The sequence below is a fragment of the Rhodoblastus sp. genome (assembly GCF_052145335.1).
Lineage (GTDB): Bacteria > Pseudomonadota > Alphaproteobacteria > Rhizobiales > Beijerinckiaceae > Rhodoblastus.
In genome coordinates this window covers 1-14,821 of the sequence record NZ_JBKQOU010000016.1, presented here as the reverse complement: position 1 = coordinate 14,821, position 14,821 = coordinate 1, and the positions used below count along the sequence as shown (strand labels likewise).

Below are 14,821 nucleotides of genomic sequence, written 5' to 3'. Positions count from 1 at the left end.
AGAGCCATGCGGCGGCCTATGCGCTGGTCGCCTACCAGACCGCCTGGTGCAAGGCCAATTACCCGGTCGAATTTTTGGCGGCCTCGATGACGCTCGACAAGAGCAACACCGACAAGCTGGCGGAATTTCGTAACGAGGCCCAGCGGTTGGGGATCAGGGTCGATCCGCCCTCGATCAATTTCTCCGGCGTCGATTTCGACGTGCATCAAGACGCCGAGGGCCTGCTTTCGATCCGCTACGCGCTTTCCGCGGTCAAGGGCGTCGGCGAGGGGCAGGCGGCGGCGCTCGTCGCCGCGAGAGGGTCGAAGCCGTTCCGCAACATGGCGGAACTGGCGACGCGGCTCAATCCGCGCGAGGTCAACAAGAAGGTGCTGGAAAGCCTGGCCGCCGCCGGGGCCTATGACGAGATCGAGCGAGACCGCGCCCGCGCCTTCGCCTCGATCGAGCCGCTTCTCGCCGTCGCCAACCGCCATCAGGACGAACATCTCGCCGGCCAGAGCGGCCTGTTCGGCGGCGGCGAGGCCGAGCCCCTGCGGCTCGCCCGTTTCGATAATTGGTCGGCGGAGGAAAAACTGCGGCGCGAATTCGACGCCATCGGCTTTTTCATCTCCGGCCACCCGCTCGACGCCTATCAGGGCGTCCTGCAGAAATTGCGCGTCGATCGCTGGGCGGGCTTTGTTCGGGCGGTGAAACAGGGGGCGTCTGCCGGGCGACTGGCCGCGACTGTGCTGGACCGGGCCGAGCGGCGGACCAAATCCGGCAACAAGATGGGCATTGTCACCCTGTCCGACCAATCGGGCCAGTATGAGGCGATCCTGTTTCAGGAGGGCTTGAACCAATACCGAGACCTGCTGGAAAAGGGCGCGACGGTGCTGGTGACGTTGCAGGCCAATGTCGAGGGCGAGGACGTGCGCGCCCGCATCACCCAGGTCGAGCGGCTGGACGAGGCGGCGGCGCGCATCCAGAAGGGTTTGCGAATCTTCTTGCAAGATCGGGCTTCGCTGCCGCTGTTGAGCGAAAAGCTGAAAGGGCGCGGGGAGGGCGAAGTGACGCTGGTCCTGCGCCTCGACGAGCCCGAACGCGAGGTCGAGATCAAGCTGCCCCATCGCTACCCGATCAGTCCGCAGGCGTCCTCGGCGATCAAGCAAATTCCCGGCGTCGCCGAGGTGGAGTTGGTCTAGCCCCGAAGGCGTCTTGCAGCTGGCTGCCTAAATGCAAGGCAAAACGCCTGCCTTCAATGCCCTTCGTTTTTGCGATTCTGCCAATTTTTGATCACCTCCGTTGCTGCGTCGTGAAAAAATTATTGTAGTTTCCGTCGCTTACGCTGCTGTTGGAATTGGCGCAATCTGTGCTGTGAGGCCGTTGGCTGGGTCATAGTGAACGAACGGCGCCTTTGGCAGGCAGACGCCAGACGGCGCCAGCTTTTTCGTCGCCTTGACCCAAGCATAATTTATCGGTGTCCAATCCATCAAAGGACTAATGAACAAAATGCCCAAATACAAACTCGAATATATTTGGCTTGATGGGTATAAGCCCGTTCCGAATCTCCGCGGCAAAACGCAGATCAAGGAATTCGAGCGTTTCCCGACCCTGGATGAGCTGCCCCTGTGGGGCTTCGACGGCAGTTCGACCATGCAGGCCGAGGGACACAGTTCCGACTGCGTCCTCAAGCCGGTAGCCGTCTATCCGGACAGCACCCGCCTGAACGGCGCCCTGGTGATGTGCGAAGTCATGATGCCCGATGGCGAGACTCCGCATCCCTCCAACGCCCGCGCGACCATTCTCGACGACGAAGGCGCATGGTTCGGCTTCGAGCAGGAATATTTCTTCTACCAGGACGGCCGTCCGCTCGGCTTCCCGGAACATGGCTTCCCGGCGCCGCAGGGTCCCTATTACACCGGCGTCGGCTACAAGAACGTCGGCGACATCGCGCGCCAGATCGTCGAGGAACATCTCGACATCTGCCTGGACGCCGGCATCAATCACGAAGGCATCAACGCCGAAGTGGCCAAGGGCCAGTGGGAATTCCAGGTTTTCGGCAAGGGCTCCAAAAGGGCCGCCGACGAAATGTGGATCGCCCGTTACATTCTGCAGCGCCTCGGCGAAAAATACGGCGTCGATGTCGAATATCACTGCAAGCCGCTCGGCGACACCGACTGGAACGGCTCGGGCATGCACGCCAACTTCTCGACAACGTATCTGCGCGAAAAAGGCGGCAAGGATTATTTCCTGGCGCTGATGACGGCTTTCGAGAAGAACCGCGCCGATCACATCGACGTCTACGGTCCGGACAATCATTTGCGCCTGACCGGCAAGCATGAAACGGCGTCGATCCACTCGTTCAGCTGGGGCATTGCCGACCGTGGCGCGTCGATCCGTGTTCCCCACAGCTTCGTCAAGAACGACTGGCGCGGCTATATGGAAGACCGCCGCCCGAATTCGCAGGGCTGCCCCTACCAGATCGCCTCGCAGATCCTGAAGACTATCGCGGAAGTCCCGACGCCCTGATTTCGATCCCGCGTCGCCATGAGACAGGAAGGGGAGCAGGACGAGGGTCCGGCTCCCCTTTTATTTTGACCGGGTCGCTGACGAGAGGTCGAGGAAAAAGGCGATTGCTTTGCTCACCCGTCGTCGCAGCTTCACATTCGATGGAAATGATGGCGGACGCTTGCTGGCTTGCCAGTTTTTGGCGTGAACGCTAGTCTGGCCCTCGATAAGACAGGAGCATATGCAATGTTCGTTTTTGATCATGCCAAGACATTGAAAAGCTGCAGAAATGGCATTGTCGTCACCGTTCTGGGTCTCGGCATGATCGCCGGCGTGGCCGAAGCCGCCCCCGTCTCGCCGTCTTCCCTGCAGGAGGGGATTCAGACCCCTATCGAGAAAACAGTGGTTGTCGTCCATCATCGGCGACCGGTCGTCGTCCATCATCGGCGTCGCCAGGTTTGCTGGTGGAGCCGCGGCCGCCGCATCTGCCGCTGGCGCTAAGCAAAGGCCGCCTTTTCCATATCCAGCGATTCAATCGAGAGTTCAGCCGATTAGCGGCGGGGCTTTTCTCGATCTGTCGGCCGAACCAGCGGTCGCTATCGGACTGTGAATGCAAAGCAGGAGATCGTTATGAGTTTGTACCAGAAAAAATTGATCGTCGCTATTTCCTTCGGCGTCGCCGTTTTGCTCGGGGCTGAAGTCTCTGCGTCGGCGCAGGAAAGCCACTTGGTCGCCGGAACGCTGACCTGCCACGGACGCGGCAGCATCGGCCTGATCCTTGGCTCGCGGCAGCACTTGAACTGTTCTTACAACCCGCAGGGCAACGGGCCGCACGAACATTACTCGGCGCGGATTACCCGTCTTGGCCTCGATATTGGCGTCAAGGGGCGCAGCGTCATGGTCTGGACCGTGCTCGGTTCGACGGCCAATCTGCCTGCGGGCTCCTTGACCGGCAAGTTTGTCGGCGTTTCCGCCAATGCGTCGGTGGGCGTCGGCGGCGGCGCCAATGCGCTGGTCGGCGGCAACGGCAATTCCGTCATCCTCCAGCCGTTGAGCGTCCAGGGCCAGACCGGCCTGAACGTAGCCGCCGGCGTCGCAGGCCTGCGCCTAGCCCTCGTGGGACATTCGCACTAAGCGGAATTTCGCGCGTCATTGCGCTACGCGATGGCGCGCAGCCCCATGATTCACGCGTCGGCGCGCAGCTCCGTGACGCCTTAAAATGCAGCAGAGATAAAAATAATGACCAACGCGTCGATACGGAAGAAAGCAATGAGGAACGCCCGACCTTGCTCGGATTGATCATCGCCGCAAGCGCCGCTGTCGCGTTCGGCGGCCCGCTCGCCCTCGGCCCGGCCTTCGCACAGGCGCAGGCGAAGGAGGCGCCGGAGAAACATTTCGACGCCAAGGGCAAACAGCCTTCGATGTACACGATTGAATTGCGCAAGGGCGTCTCCGCCACTCTGCAGAGGATCGTAAGCGCATGAGCGTCGCAAAGAAGCTGGCTTTGATCGCCGGGGGCTACTGCCTCGCCGGCGGCGGCGGCATCGCAGCGGTCGCCGTCAACGAGTTGCTCATCCCGGACGACATCCAGCAGAGTTCCGGCGGCATGGTCGCGTTCGGCGACATGATCGTATTCGTGCTGGTTGCGGGGGTCTTGAGCTTGGCGCCGACCTGGTTCCTGCTCAAGCTGTGCATCGAGAAAAAACCGCGCATATTGGTCGCCGCCGTGATCCTGCTCGCCGCGATTGGACCAGCGAGCTGGCTCGCGGTACGCTGGCTGGCGACCAGCCCCAATCTCCATAGCCTGCCTCCCTCCTTCAGTGGAGCGCTCGGGCTGCTTATCGCCTTCGGCGCGATACCTCGCATTGTTTTTGGCCCCGTCCTGCTGATGATCGAGGGAGCGACCTTTTTCCTGATTCACGGCGTGTTTCCACGCGCGATCCTGGCTGGGGCGATGCTGATGGACCTGATCCCGCTGTGCATGTTCGCGCTGCATATGGCGGCCGCGACTAACCGCTAGATCCAATCGACGGCGCCGTTTTGAGCCTTCCGCGAACGCAATCCAACAATCAAATTATGGCTACCGGGCATCCGGGTCTCTCGCGCGGCTTGCCAAACCCTTCGCGCTGTTATAACAGGGCGCTCCAATCCACACGCGAAATGTGCGCTTCCTGCTTTAAGGTCGCGCTCCGGTGGCCGGATCTCCGGCCCAAAAGTTTCGCGGAGGTTCAACCGGAGAATATGTACTATGGCTCTTCCTGACTTCACCATGCGTGGTCTCCTCGAGACCGGCGCGCATTTCGGCCACCAGTCGCATCGCTGGAACCCGAAAATGGCCCCCTATATCTTCGGGGTCCGCAACAACATCCACGTCATCGACCTCGCCCAGACCGTGCCTTTGCTGCACCAGGCGCTGAAGGCCGTGTCCGACACGGTGGCCAAGGGCGGCCGCGTGCTGTTCGTCGGCACCAAGCGCCAGGCGCAGGAGCAGATCGCCGACGCCGCCAAGCGCTCCGCGCAATATTACATCAATTCCCGCTGGCTCGGCGGCATGCTGACCAACTGGAAGACCATTTCCGGCTCGATCTCGCGTTTGCGCAAGCTCGATGACCAGCTCGGCGCCGGCGCCTCCGGCCTGACCAAGAAAGAGCGCCTGATGATGTCGCGCGAGCGCGACAAGCTGGAAAAGGCGCTTGGCGGCATCAAGGACATGGGCGGCGTGCCCGACCTGATCTTCGTCATCGACACCAACAAGGAGCAACTGGCGATCAAGGAGGCCGAGCGCCTGCACATCCCGGTCGCGGCCATTCTCGACACCAATTGCGATCCGGACGGCATCACCTTCCCGATCCCCGGCAATGACGACGCCGGCCGCGCCATCGCGCTCTATTGCGACCTGGTCGCCCGCGCGGCGCTGGACGGCATTTCCCGCAGCCAGGGCTCGTTTGGCGTCGATCTCGGCGCCGAGGAGGCGCCGGTCGCCATCGAACTGCCGCCGGAAGCCGAGATCGCCGCCGAAATCCCGGCCGAGCGGTTCGAACTGCTCGCCGCTCCGCGCGGCGCTCCGGACGATCTCGCCAAACTGACGGGCGTCGGCCCGCAGATCGTCAAGAAGCTCAACGACGCTGGCGTGTTCCATTATTGGCAGATCGCCGCCATGACCTCGGAGGACGCGGCGAAGCTCGACGCCGACCTCAAGCTGAACGGCCGTATCGAGCGCGACGGCTGGGTCGAGACGGCGCGCAGCCTCCTGCCGGCGTAAGTTTCGCCTGACGGCGGCATTCTTTGCGGCGCGCCGAGTCCTGCTTGGCGCGCCGTATTCATGACATCGGACGACAAACTGTCGTCGTGTTTTCACATTAGCCCGTTTTTTATACGGACGCGGCGCTGGCGCGCCGGCCAACACCAAAGGAAACGTCAATGGCCAACATCACCGCCGCAATGGTGAAAGATCTGCGCGAAAAGACCGGCGCGGGCATGATGGACTGCAAGAACGCGCTCACCGAGGTCGAGGGCGACATCGAAGCGGCCGTGGACTGGTTGCGCAAGAAGGGCCTGTCCAAGGCCGCCAAGAAATCCGGCCGCGTCGCGGCGGAAGGCCTTGTCGGCGCGGCGACGCGCGGCGAGAACGGCGTGCTGGTCGAGGTCAATTCGGAAACCGATTTCGTCGCCCGCAACGAGGAATTCCAGGCTTTGGTCAAGACCATCGCCCTGGTGGCGCTGGAAAAGGGCGAGACCGACGTCGAGGTCCTGAAGAATCAGCATTATCCGGGCGACGCCGGCACGGTGGCGGACGCCATCGCCAACGCCGTGGCGACCATCGGCGAGAACATGACGCTTCGCCGGGTCTCCGCGCTAAAAGTGTCGCAGGGCGTGATCGGGCAATATGTGCATAATTCGATCGGCGACGGTCTCGGCAAGATCGGCGTGATCGTGGCGCTGGAATCCACCGGCGACAAGGAAGCCTTGACCGAACTCGGCCGCAAGATCGCCATGCATGTCGCCGCCGCCGGTCCTCTGGCGCTCGACGCCGCCGGAATCGACCCGGCCGTGCTGGAGCGCGAAAAGAACGTGCTGCGCGAGAAGAACGCCGGCAAGCCGGCCCATGTGCTGGAGAAGATCGTCGAATCCGGCCTGAAGACCTACTTCAAGGAAGTCACCCTGCTGGAGCAGGCCTATATCCACGACAACGCCAAGACGGTCGCGCAGGCGGTGGCGGAAGCCGCCAAGACGGTCGGCGCTCCGGTGGCGCTGACGGGTTTTGTGCGCTACGGCCTCGGCGAAGGCATCGAAAAGCAGGAATCGGACTTTGCCGCCGAGGTCGCCGCTGCGGTGAGCGGCGAGGCCTGAGTTTTTCCGCTTTAGCAAATCAAAGGCGGCTCCTCGGAGCCGCCTTTTTATTTGGCCACCATCCATACCGCCGTCACAGCAATGACCGGCTCGCGTCATGATTTACTTCTTTGAAAGGAGTTAAAGAAAATCCACAAAATCATGAGGCCCAAGCAGTTCTCCGGATTTCAATCGCAGTGGAAGCCAATTCGCCGTGGAAAGCCATGGCAAAACCTTTTCGACGCCTCTTGTCACCTCTTCATCGGTGATTTCGACGCTCGCGCGGACGAATTTCACGCCCGCCCCAAAACTCTTTTCGAGATCGTTCGGCTCGACGCGTTCAACGGTCATCGGATCGCTGATGTCGCCAAAGCGCACCAGCATCGGCATCATTTCAAACGGGATTTGCGTCTCGCCGCGCAGTTTGGCCATCCGATCCATAGCCCCGGGTCCGATGCCGGTGGGATCCCACAGATCTTCATGCAGCCGCGAAAACGCGTCAAAGGCGGTCCGGCTGCCCTTGCGCGCATCGTCCGCATTCAACAGCGCGAACAGCAGGCCCCGCGCCCCGAGATCGACGATAACCGCCTCGCCACGCGTGCCGAAGACCACCGCCGTTTGGCTCAACAGGTCCAGCAGGCCGTCGTTGTAGCCCTCGGCGATCTCCAGGACGCCAGAGCCGCTGCGCAATCCCTCCGGCGTCTCGATTTGCAATGTCAGCCGATAGCGAAAACGGCGCGGGCGGGTGGCGCAGCCGTTCAAAGGAAGCGCCAGAGAAACAGCCGTTGCGCCGAGAAATCGCCGGCGCGAAAAAGGATTGACGAAAGACATGAAAAGCGCCGCTTTCTGCAAGAGTTTTTGAACTTAAAATAAAATGCGTTTCGGGGCTGCATTTATTTATACTCAATTGTTTTCGCCTCAACGCCGTCATTGCGAGGAGCCGCAGGGCGCGCCTCGCGCGCCCGTCCGTCTATTAGACGATGCTCGGCACGCGCGCCGAGCTGTGCAGACGCGGCAATCCAGTGGCCGCAAGCCGGGTCTGGATTGCTTCGCTCCGCTCGCAATGACGCCGTCTGCCGCCGCCGAGGCTCCTTTGAGAAAATCCCGGCCTTTGTTAGAAGCTTGTCGCGGCGGGGCGAATCGCGCCGCTGGGGAGGATGCGCCATGGCTGTTTCGTCAAAAAAGCCGGACTGGAAACGCGTGGTGGTGAAACTGTCCGGCGAGGCGCTGCAGGGCCCGCAAACGCATGGGCTGGACGAAAAGACCCTCGACCGAATCGCCGACGATCTCGTCAACGCCGCCGAACTCGGCGTGGAAATCGCGGTGGTGGTCGGCGGCGGCAACTTTTTCCGCGGCATCCAGGGCGCCGACAAGGGCATCGAGCGGGCCCGCGCCGATTCGATCGGCATGCTGGCCACGGTGATGAACGCGCTGGCGCTGGAATTCGCCATCGAAAAGCGCGGCTGGCCGGCGCGCGCGCTTTCCGCCGTGCCCATGCCCTCGCTGTGCCAGCCTTATTCTCGGCAGGCGGCGCTGCATCAACTCGGCAAGGGGCGGATCGTCATCCTCGCCGGCGGCACCGGCAATCCGTTCTTCACCACCGACACCGGCGCGGCGCTGCGCGGAGCGGAATTGTCCTGCGACGCCATCATGAAGGCGACGAATGTCGACGGCGTCTATACCGCCGATCCGAAAAAAGAGCCGACGGCGACGCGTTACGAGCGCCTGACCCATGACGAAGCCATTGCAAAAAACCTCGCCGTGATGGATACGGCCGCCTTTGCCCTTGCGAGAGAGAACCGGATTCCGATAATCGTGTTTTCCATCGCGCAGCCCGACGCCATTACCGCGGCGCTGGCCGGGGAGGGCAAGTCGACGCTGGTCGTCCCCTGAACACCGGCCGCCCGCTCCGGCGGCTCTATCTGGCGATGCTTTTCAGGCGCCTGGGGCGCCGTAATGGACAGGTGTGATATGAGCGCTCAATTCGATCTGGCGGACATCAAACGACGCATGCAGGGGGCGATTCAGGCGCTCAAGCATGAATTGGGAGGCCTGCGCACCGGCCGCGCGTCTGCGGCGCTGCTGGAGCCGGTAGTGGTCGAGGCGTATGGCCAGGCCATGCCGATCAATCAGGTCGCCACCGTTTCGGTGCCGGAATCGCGGGCTTTGGCGGTGCAGGTCTGGGACAAGGGCATGGTCAATGCGGTGGACAAGGCCATCCGCGACGCCAATCTCGGCCTGTCGCCGTCCATCGAGGGCCAAATCCTGCGCATCCGAATCCCCGAGCTGAACGAGCAGCGCCGCAAGGAACTGGCCAAGATCGCCCACAAATATGCCGAGGAATCGCGCGTCGCCGTGCGCCATGTGCGTCGCGACGGCATGGATATTCTGAAAAAGCTGGTCAAGGACAAGGTGATCAGCGAAGACGACGAGAAAAAGCACGAGCACGAAGTTCAGAAGGCCACCGACGCCGCCATCGCCGAGATCGATCAGGCGCTCGCGGGCAAGGAAAAGGAAATCATGCAGGTTTGAGCCAGAACAGTTTTCGGGGACGCTGCGGGCTGTCGTCTCCGGCCGGCGAATATGATAAGGGGTTCCGTCGCGCAAAGTTTGAGCCGGCTTTCGCGGGGCTGGCTTTCCTGGCGACGATGAAATCCGGGACGGGATGGTATTTCGACCAGATATCATCCGGTTCAGTATGCGGCATGGGGGTCTTTCCGGCGGGTCCGGCGGGGCCGTAGAGGTTTTGGCGGACGGACAGGGCTCGATGAGCGAAAAGCAGGGAGTTAACGCCAGCGCCGGCGCAATGCGCGCCTTGGGCGCAGCGCCGCTGCATGTCGGCGTCATCATGGACGGCAACGGCCGCTGGGCGGCGGCGCGGGGACTGCCGCGCTTCGAGGGCCACCGTCGCGGGGTCGAGGCGCTCCGCCGCACGGTGCGCGCCGCCAGCGATCTCGGCGTGCGCTACCTCACCGTCTATAGTTTTTCCAGCGAGAACTGGACGCGTCCGGCCCAGGAAATTTCCGAATTGATGGGCTTGCTGAAATATTTCATCCGCAATGACCTCCTGACGCTCCAGGAAGCCGGCGTGCGGGTGCGGGTGATCGGCGAGCGCGACAATCTCAAGCCCGACATCATAGCGTTGCTGGAGGAAGCCGAATCGCGCACGCGCGACAACGACAAGCTCGACCTGATCGTCGCTTTCAATTACGGCGCGCGGCAGGAAATCGTCGAGGCCGCCCGCGCACTGGCGCGTGACGCGGCGGCCGGGCTTCTGCGGCCCGAGGATATCGACGAGGCCGCCTTCGCCGCAAGGCTCCAGACCGCGCACACGCCGGATCCCGATCTGATCATCCGCACCTCGGGCGAAATGCGCCTCTCCAATTTCCTGATGTGGCAGGCCGCCTATAGCGAACTGGTGTTCCTGCCGATCTACTGGCCGGATTTCGACGGCCAGGCGCTTCAGTCGGCGATCGATTCGTTTCGCGCCCGCGAAAGGCGGTTCGGCGGCGTCGGCGCCGCCTTCGTCGACGACGGCCGCGTCGGACAGGTGAAGTCCGCATCATGATAGCCGACCCTGTTTCCAAGCCTTTCCTATGCTGGCGCTTCGTCCATGGATAATGCCGATATTCCGCCGGCGTCGAAGCAGGGTCTGATGGCCCGCCACCATCTCGGCGACCTCTGGCTGCGCGCGTTTTCCTCGTTGATCCTGGTCGCGGCGGCGGTTTTCTCCCTGGTCATGGGCGGCGCCGTCTTCGTTTTCTTCTGGCTGGTCGCCGCCCTGGCGGTGCACTGGGAATGGCAGCGGCTGATTGGCGCGCCTCTGCCTTGGGCGCGATTGTTTGTTGGCGGCGTGGCCTTGTGCCTGTCGGCGGCGCTCTATTATCGTTTTGCGCAACACGAAGCGGCCTATCTGGCGCTGCTGCTCGCCGCTGGATTTTGCGCCTGGGCGGCCGGGGCGCCCTATCGCGTGTGGGCCGCGGCCGGCGTTTTTTATGCGGGCGGCCTGTTGATGGCGACGATCTCCCTGCGCGGGGAGGCGTTTTTCGGCCCTTGCGCCATCGGTTGGCTGTTCGCGGTAGTATGGGGCACCGACGTGTTCGCCTATTTCGGCGGCAGGCTGATCGGGGGCCGCAAACTTTGCCCGAGCATTTCTCCCGGAAAAACCTGGTCGGGCTTTTTAGTCGGCGTGTTCTGCGGCGCGGTCATGGGCGCGATCACGGCGCACTGGTGGCCCGACGTCAATGCGCGCATCCTGCCGGTGTTTCTGCTTGGCCTGGCCGCCGGCGCGGTGGCGCAAGGGGGCGACCTCCTGGAATCCTGGATCAAGCGCCATTTCCACGTCAAGGATTCGAGCGGGCTCATTCCCGGCCACGGCGGTTTCATGGACCGTCTCGACGGCTTCATCGCCGCGGCGATTTTCGCCGCATTATTCGGCCTTGCCCACGCCAAACCCGGCGCGGCGGCCGGCCTTTTTTTCTGGCCATAGGTAATAAATGACCCTTGCCCCCAAGGCCCCAAGCGCCAAAGCCCCGAAAAAGCTGACCATTCTAGGCGCCACCGGTTCGATCGGCCGTTCCACCGAAGCGGTGATCGCCGGCGCGCCCGGCTCTTTCGAGGTGGTCGCGGTGGCGAGCGGCAACGACGTCAGGAATCTCGCCCGCGTCGCGCGGGTTTTCGGCGCGAAATTCGCGGCGGTGGCCAATCTGTCCGCCTATGAGGAATTGAAGGCGGAGCTGGCCGGATCGGGAATCGAGGCCGCCGCCGGTCCTGAAGGACTGAAACAGGCCGCTTGCATGGAATCCGATCTGGTCGTCGGGGCGATCGCCGGCGCCGCGGGCGTGGAGCCGACTTATGCCGCCGTCGAGGCGGGGCGCGACGTCGCCCTCGCCAACAAGGAATGCCTGGTCTGCGCCGGCGAGCCCTTCATGCGCATGGCGCGGGAGCGTGGGGTGCGCGTCCTGCCGATGGATAGCGAGCATAACGCCATATTTCAGGCGCTTGGCGGCGAAAGCGCCGATCGGATCGAAAAAATGTGGCTGACCGCCAGCGGCGGGCCATTCCGCGCGTGGAGCGCCGCGCAAATCGCCGAGGCGACGCCGGAACAGGCGCTCGCGCATCCGAACTGGACAATGGGGCCGAAAGTAACCATCGATTCCGCCAGCCTGATGAACAAGGGCCTCGAACTGATCGAGGCTTTGCATATTTTCGGCGTCGACGCGAAAAAACTCGATGTCCTGGTGCATCCCCAGTCCATCGTCCACGGTCTCGTCTCCTTCGCTGACGGCGCGGTCACCGCGGGCATGGCCATGCCCGACATGAAGACGCCGATCGCCCATTGTCTCGGCTGGCCGGATCGGGTGGCGACGCAGTCGCCTCGTCTCGATTTGGCCCAAATCGGCGCGTTAACTTTCGAGAAGCCGGATTTCGCTCGCTTCCCGGCGCTGCGTGTCGCCATGGAGGCGCTTGCCGCCGGCGGCGCCATGCCGACCATTCTAAATGCCGCGAACGAGGTGATGGTGGCAGCGTTTTTGGATAAACAGATCGGGTTCAACGAGATAGCGGCTCGAGTTGAAGCGATTTGCGAACTTTTTGAGCGCGAAGGCGCCAATAGCGCGCCGGCGAATGTGGCAGAGGCTTTGGCCATTGACCATATGGTTCGGGAAAGATCGCGAAAGAGTCTTTTGGACCTTTCCTGTTAACCAATAATCCGATTTCGTAACGCAAAACTAACCATTCGTGTAACTATCCAGCGCCGCTGATCGGGAGTTTCCATGTCCGTATTCCATTCGCTGTGGACGTTGTTTTCCTATCTTGCGCCTTTCCTTTTCGTGCTTGGCCTGGTGGTGTTCTTCCATGAATTCGGGCATTTCCTGGTCGGGCGGCTGTGCGGCATCAAGGTCGACGCCTTTTCCATGGGTTTTGGGCCGGAAGTCGCTCATTACACCGACCGCCACGGCACACGCTGGAGGCTCGCGGCTTTTCCGCTGGGGGGCTATGTGAAGTTCCATGGCGACGCCAGCGCCGCCAGCAATCCTGATTTCGACGCGGCCGAATCCATGCCTGAATCCGAGCGGGCGGTGTCGTTTTTCGCTCAGAATGTCTGGAAGCGCGCCGCCGTGGTGGCGGCCGGCCCGATCGCCAATTTCGTGCTGGCGCTGATCATTTTCACCGGCCTGTTCTATTTCGATGGGCGGCAGATCCTGACCCCGCGCATCGACAGCGTCATCGAGGGCGGCCGCGCCGCCGCCGCCGGCTTCCAAAAGGGCGACCTCGTCCTGTCCATTGACGGCCAGAAGATCGACGACTTTCTCGACATGCAGCGTATTGTCTCGGCCTCCGGCGGCCTGACCCTGCATTTCGTGGTCGAACGCGCCGGAAACCAGGTCGAGATTAACGCCACGCCGGAGCGCAAGGACACGAAGACGCCCCTGGGCGTCAATCGCGCCGGTGTCCTGGGCGTATCCGCTGGCGGCGGCGCGCAGAATTGGCGGCGGCAGACCTACAGCCTGCCGATGGCGGCGTTAGAGGCGGGGCGTGAGACCTGGTATGTCGTCGCGCGCACCGGCGCCTATCTCGGAGGACTGGTCGCCGGGCGGGAATCGACGGAGCAATTGTCCGGCCCGCTACGCATTGCTGAAGTTTCGGGCGAAGTGGCCAAGGCTGGAATCTGGCCCCTGTTCAATCTCGCCGCCATTCTTTCTATTTCCATCGGCCTTTTGAATCTGCTCCCGGTTCCGCTGCTCGATGGCGGCCATCTGCTTTATTACGCTTTCGAGGCCGCGCGCGGAAAAGCGCTGACGCCGCGGGTGCAGGAGTTCGGCTTCAAGATTGGCCTGGCCTTCGTCGCGGCGCTGATGCTGGTCGCCACCTACAACGATATCGTCCGCTTGACCCGGCAATGGCTCAATCTCGGATGATTTTGCTGCCAGGCGCAGGATCGTTAAACAAAAAAGAGCCTTTCGCGGCGAGAATGACCTTGGTCAAGGATTTGTTTTGCCGCGCCTTCGGATTGCGTCGAAAATATGAAGTAGGATCGTGGCTTGATTGCCACGGCAAGGTAAAAAAGCGAGACGCGCGGGCTAATGCATTTGCAGGATTTCATAAACCTTGTAGAAGCAGAGTCGCAATGTTCAGGCTTGGCTTGTGTTATCCAGTCTGAGTCAGGAACGAAATGCGCCGGCCCGCAAGGACCGGCGGCCGAAGCATGGCGCTCGAGGCCATGCGGCATAGTAACGGGGACCGGGTTTCAATGAAGTTTCGCCAAGGTCTTATGGGTCGGTCCGCGCTGGCGGTCGTGCTGATCGCCAGCTCGCTGGCGGTCCCGACAGCCGCGTACGCGGAAACGATCATCGTCGAGGGCAACCGGCACGTCGACTCCGACACGATCCGGTCTTATTTCGCCGGCGGTGATACCAACGAAGGCGTGAAGAAGCTTTACGGCTCCGGTTATTTTTCCGACGTGCAGGTCAGCCACCGCGGCAATGCGCTGGTGGTTCACGTCGTAGAGAACGCCAATACTATCAATCACGTGGTCTTCGTCGGCAACAGCAAGATCAAGACCGAGGATATCGAGAAAGAGATCCAGTCCAAGGCGCATGGCGGCTATAACCAGGCGATCGTCGACGCCGACGCCCAGCGCATCATGGACATGTACCGCCGCGCCGGCCGCTCCACCGCCACGGTAAAGGCGCGCACCGTCGAGACCCCCAAGGGCACGGTTGACGTGGTGTTCGACATCAACGAAGGCGAGAAGACCGGCATCAAGCAGATCAATTTTGTCGGCAATCACGTTTATTCATCGTCCAAGCTGGCCGGGATGATGGAGACGACGGAGATGAATTTCCTCTCCTTCATCAAGAGCTCCGACGTTTACGATCCCGACCGCATCGCCAAGGACGCCGAGGCGATCCGCCGCTATTACCTGAAGAACGGCTATGCCGACTTCCGCATCATCGGCACCGACGCCGTCTTCGATCCGGCTATCGGCGGCTATGTCCTCACC

At 62.2% G+C, this 14,821-nt stretch carries 16 protein-coding genes; 15 read left to right on the top strand and 1 reads right to left on the bottom strand.

The genetic code is table 11. The annotated features are described in order from the left end of the window. The 8 genes from ACLP2E_RS01230 to tsf all read left to right on the top strand — a co-directional run. The coding region (locus tag ACLP2E_RS01230) for a helix-hairpin-helix domain-containing protein (protein ID WP_442464932.1) at positions 1-1,181 on the top strand (1,181 nt) is incomplete at its 5' end. Positions 1,182-1,488: 307 nt separating this feature from the next. Continuing rightward, complete coding sequence (locus ACLP2E_RS01225) at positions 1,489-2,508, top strand: glutamine synthetase beta-grasp domain-containing protein (protein ID WP_442464931.1); 1,020 nt, start codon at positions 1,489-1,491, stop codon at positions 2,506-2,508. Between the two features lie 225 nt (positions 2,509-2,733). After that, on the top strand, positions 2,734-2,988 hold the full coding sequence (locus ACLP2E_RS01220) for a hypothetical protein (protein WP_442464930.1): 255 nt from the start codon (positions 2,734-2,736) through the stop codon (positions 2,986-2,988). Between the two features lie 129 nt (positions 2,989-3,117). Next, entirely contained in the window at positions 3,118-3,621 is a 504-nt protein-coding gene (locus ACLP2E_RS01215; RefSeq protein WP_442464929.1) for a DUF992 domain-containing protein, read from the top strand. A gap of 152 nt (positions 3,622-3,773) precedes the next feature. Continuing rightward, on the top strand, positions 3,774-3,971 hold the full coding sequence (locus tag ACLP2E_RS01210) for a hypothetical protein (RefSeq protein WP_442462799.1): 198 nt from the start codon (positions 3,774-3,776) through the stop codon (positions 3,969-3,971). After that, positions 3,968-4,507, top strand: coding sequence for a hypothetical protein (locus tag ACLP2E_RS01205; RefSeq protein WP_442464928.1), 540 nt, complete (start codon positions 3,968-3,970; stop codon positions 4,505-4,507). Before ACLP2E_RS01210 ends, ACLP2E_RS01205 begins: the two co-directional genes overlap by 4 nt. Positions 4,508-4,735: 228 nt before the next feature. Beyond that, positions 4,736-5,749: a 30S ribosomal protein S2 gene (locus ACLP2E_RS01200; protein ID WP_442464927.1), complete on the top strand. Its 1,014-nt coding sequence runs from the start codon at positions 4,736-4,738 to the stop codon at positions 5,747-5,749. Positions 5,750-5,907: 158 nt separating this feature from the next. Then, complete coding sequence (gene tsf, locus ACLP2E_RS01195; RefSeq protein ID WP_442464926.1) at positions 5,908-6,837, top strand: translation elongation factor Ts; 930 nt, start codon at positions 5,908-5,910, stop codon at positions 6,835-6,837. 120 nt (positions 6,838-6,957) lie between these two features. Here the strand turns inward: tsf and ACLP2E_RS01190 are convergent, their stop codons facing one another. Beyond that, positions 6,958-7,647 carry a hypothetical protein gene (locus ACLP2E_RS01190; RefSeq protein ID WP_442464925.1) on the bottom strand — a complete coding sequence of 230 codons (690 nt, stop codon included), beginning with the start codon at positions 7,645-7,647 and terminating at the stop codon, positions 6,958-6,960. A 333-nt stretch (positions 7,648-7,980) separates the two neighbouring features. Here ACLP2E_RS01190 and pyrH point away from each other — a divergent pair, with 333 nt between their 5' ends. From pyrH to ACLP2E_RS01155, 7 genes are all read left to right on the top strand, one after another. Then, positions 7,981-8,709 (top strand): UMP kinase, encoded by a 729-nt coding sequence (gene pyrH, locus ACLP2E_RS01185; RefSeq protein ID WP_442464924.1) that lies wholly within the window; start codon positions 7,981-7,983, stop codon positions 8,707-8,709. 78 nt (positions 8,710-8,787) lie between these two features. Continuing rightward, on the top strand, positions 8,788-9,348 hold the full coding sequence (frr, locus tag ACLP2E_RS01180) for a ribosome recycling factor (protein WP_442463450.1): 561 nt from the start codon (positions 8,788-8,790) through the stop codon (positions 9,346-9,348). A 235-nt stretch (positions 9,349-9,583) separates the two neighbouring features. Further along, positions 9,584-10,384, top strand: a complete 801-nt coding sequence (locus tag ACLP2E_RS01175; protein ID WP_442463451.1) for an isoprenyl transferase — start codon at positions 9,584-9,586, stop codon at positions 10,382-10,384. Between the two features lie 45 nt (positions 10,385-10,429). Next, positions 10,430-11,305 (top strand): phosphatidate cytidylyltransferase, encoded by an 876-nt coding sequence (locus ACLP2E_RS01170; protein ID WP_442463452.1) that lies wholly within the window; start codon positions 10,430-10,432, stop codon positions 11,303-11,305. A gap of 7 nt (positions 11,306-11,312) precedes the next feature. Next, entirely contained in the window at positions 11,313-12,518 is a 1,206-nt protein-coding gene (gene dxr, locus ACLP2E_RS01165) for a 1-deoxy-D-xylulose-5-phosphate reductoisomerase (RefSeq protein WP_442464923.1), read from the top strand. A gap of 72 nt (positions 12,519-12,590) precedes the next feature. Beyond that, positions 12,591-13,736: a M50 family metallopeptidase gene (locus ACLP2E_RS01160; protein ID WP_442464922.1), complete on the top strand. Its 1,146-nt coding sequence runs from the start codon at positions 12,591-12,593 to the stop codon at positions 13,734-13,736. Positions 13,737-14,068: 332 nt separating this feature from the next. Beyond that, positions 14,069-14,821 (top strand): POTRA domain-containing protein (locus ACLP2E_RS01155; RefSeq protein WP_442464921.1); only part of this gene is annotated, 753 nt, incomplete at its 3' end.

Coding starts and splice junctions, on each gene's coding strand:
- ACLP2E_RS01225 (WP_442464931.1), top strand. CDS start 1,489: ATGCCCAAATACAAACTCGAATATATTTGGCTTGATGGGTATAAGCCC.
- ACLP2E_RS01220 (WP_442464930.1), top strand. CDS start 2,734: ATGTTCGTTTTTGATCATGCCAAGACATTGAAAAGCTGCAGAAATGGC.
- ACLP2E_RS01215 (WP_442464929.1), top strand. CDS start 3,118: ATGAGTTTGTACCAGAAAAAATTGATCGTCGCTATTTCCTTCGGCGTC.
- ACLP2E_RS01205 (WP_442464928.1), top strand. CDS start 3,968: ATGAGCGTCGCAAAGAAGCTGGCTTTGATCGCCGGGGGCTACTGCCTC.
- ACLP2E_RS01200 (WP_442464927.1), top strand. CDS start 4,736: ATGGCTCTTCCTGACTTCACCATGCGTGGTCTCCTCGAGACCGGCGCG.
- tsf (WP_442464926.1), top strand. CDS start 5,908: ATGGCCAACATCACCGCCGCAATGGTGAAAGATCTGCGCGAAAAGACC.
- ACLP2E_RS01190 (WP_442464925.1), bottom strand. CDS start 7,647: ATGTCTTTCGTCAATCCTTTTTCGCGCCGGCGATTTCTCGGCGCAACG.
- pyrH (WP_442464924.1), top strand. CDS start 7,981: ATGGCTGTTTCGTCAAAAAAGCCGGACTGGAAACGCGTGGTGGTGAAA.
- frr (WP_442463450.1), top strand. CDS start 8,788: ATGAGCGCTCAATTCGATCTGGCGGACATCAAACGACGCATGCAGGGG.
- ACLP2E_RS01175 (WP_442463451.1), top strand. CDS start 9,584: ATGAGCGAAAAGCAGGGAGTTAACGCCAGCGCCGGCGCAATGCGCGCC.
- ACLP2E_RS01170 (WP_442463452.1), top strand. CDS start 10,430: ATGGATAATGCCGATATTCCGCCGGCGTCGAAGCAGGGTCTGATGGCC.
- dxr (WP_442464923.1), top strand. CDS start 11,313: ATGACCCTTGCCCCCAAGGCCCCAAGCGCCAAAGCCCCGAAAAAGCTG.
- ACLP2E_RS01160 (WP_442464922.1), top strand. CDS start 12,591: ATGTCCGTATTCCATTCGCTGTGGACGTTGTTTTCCTATCTTGCGCCT.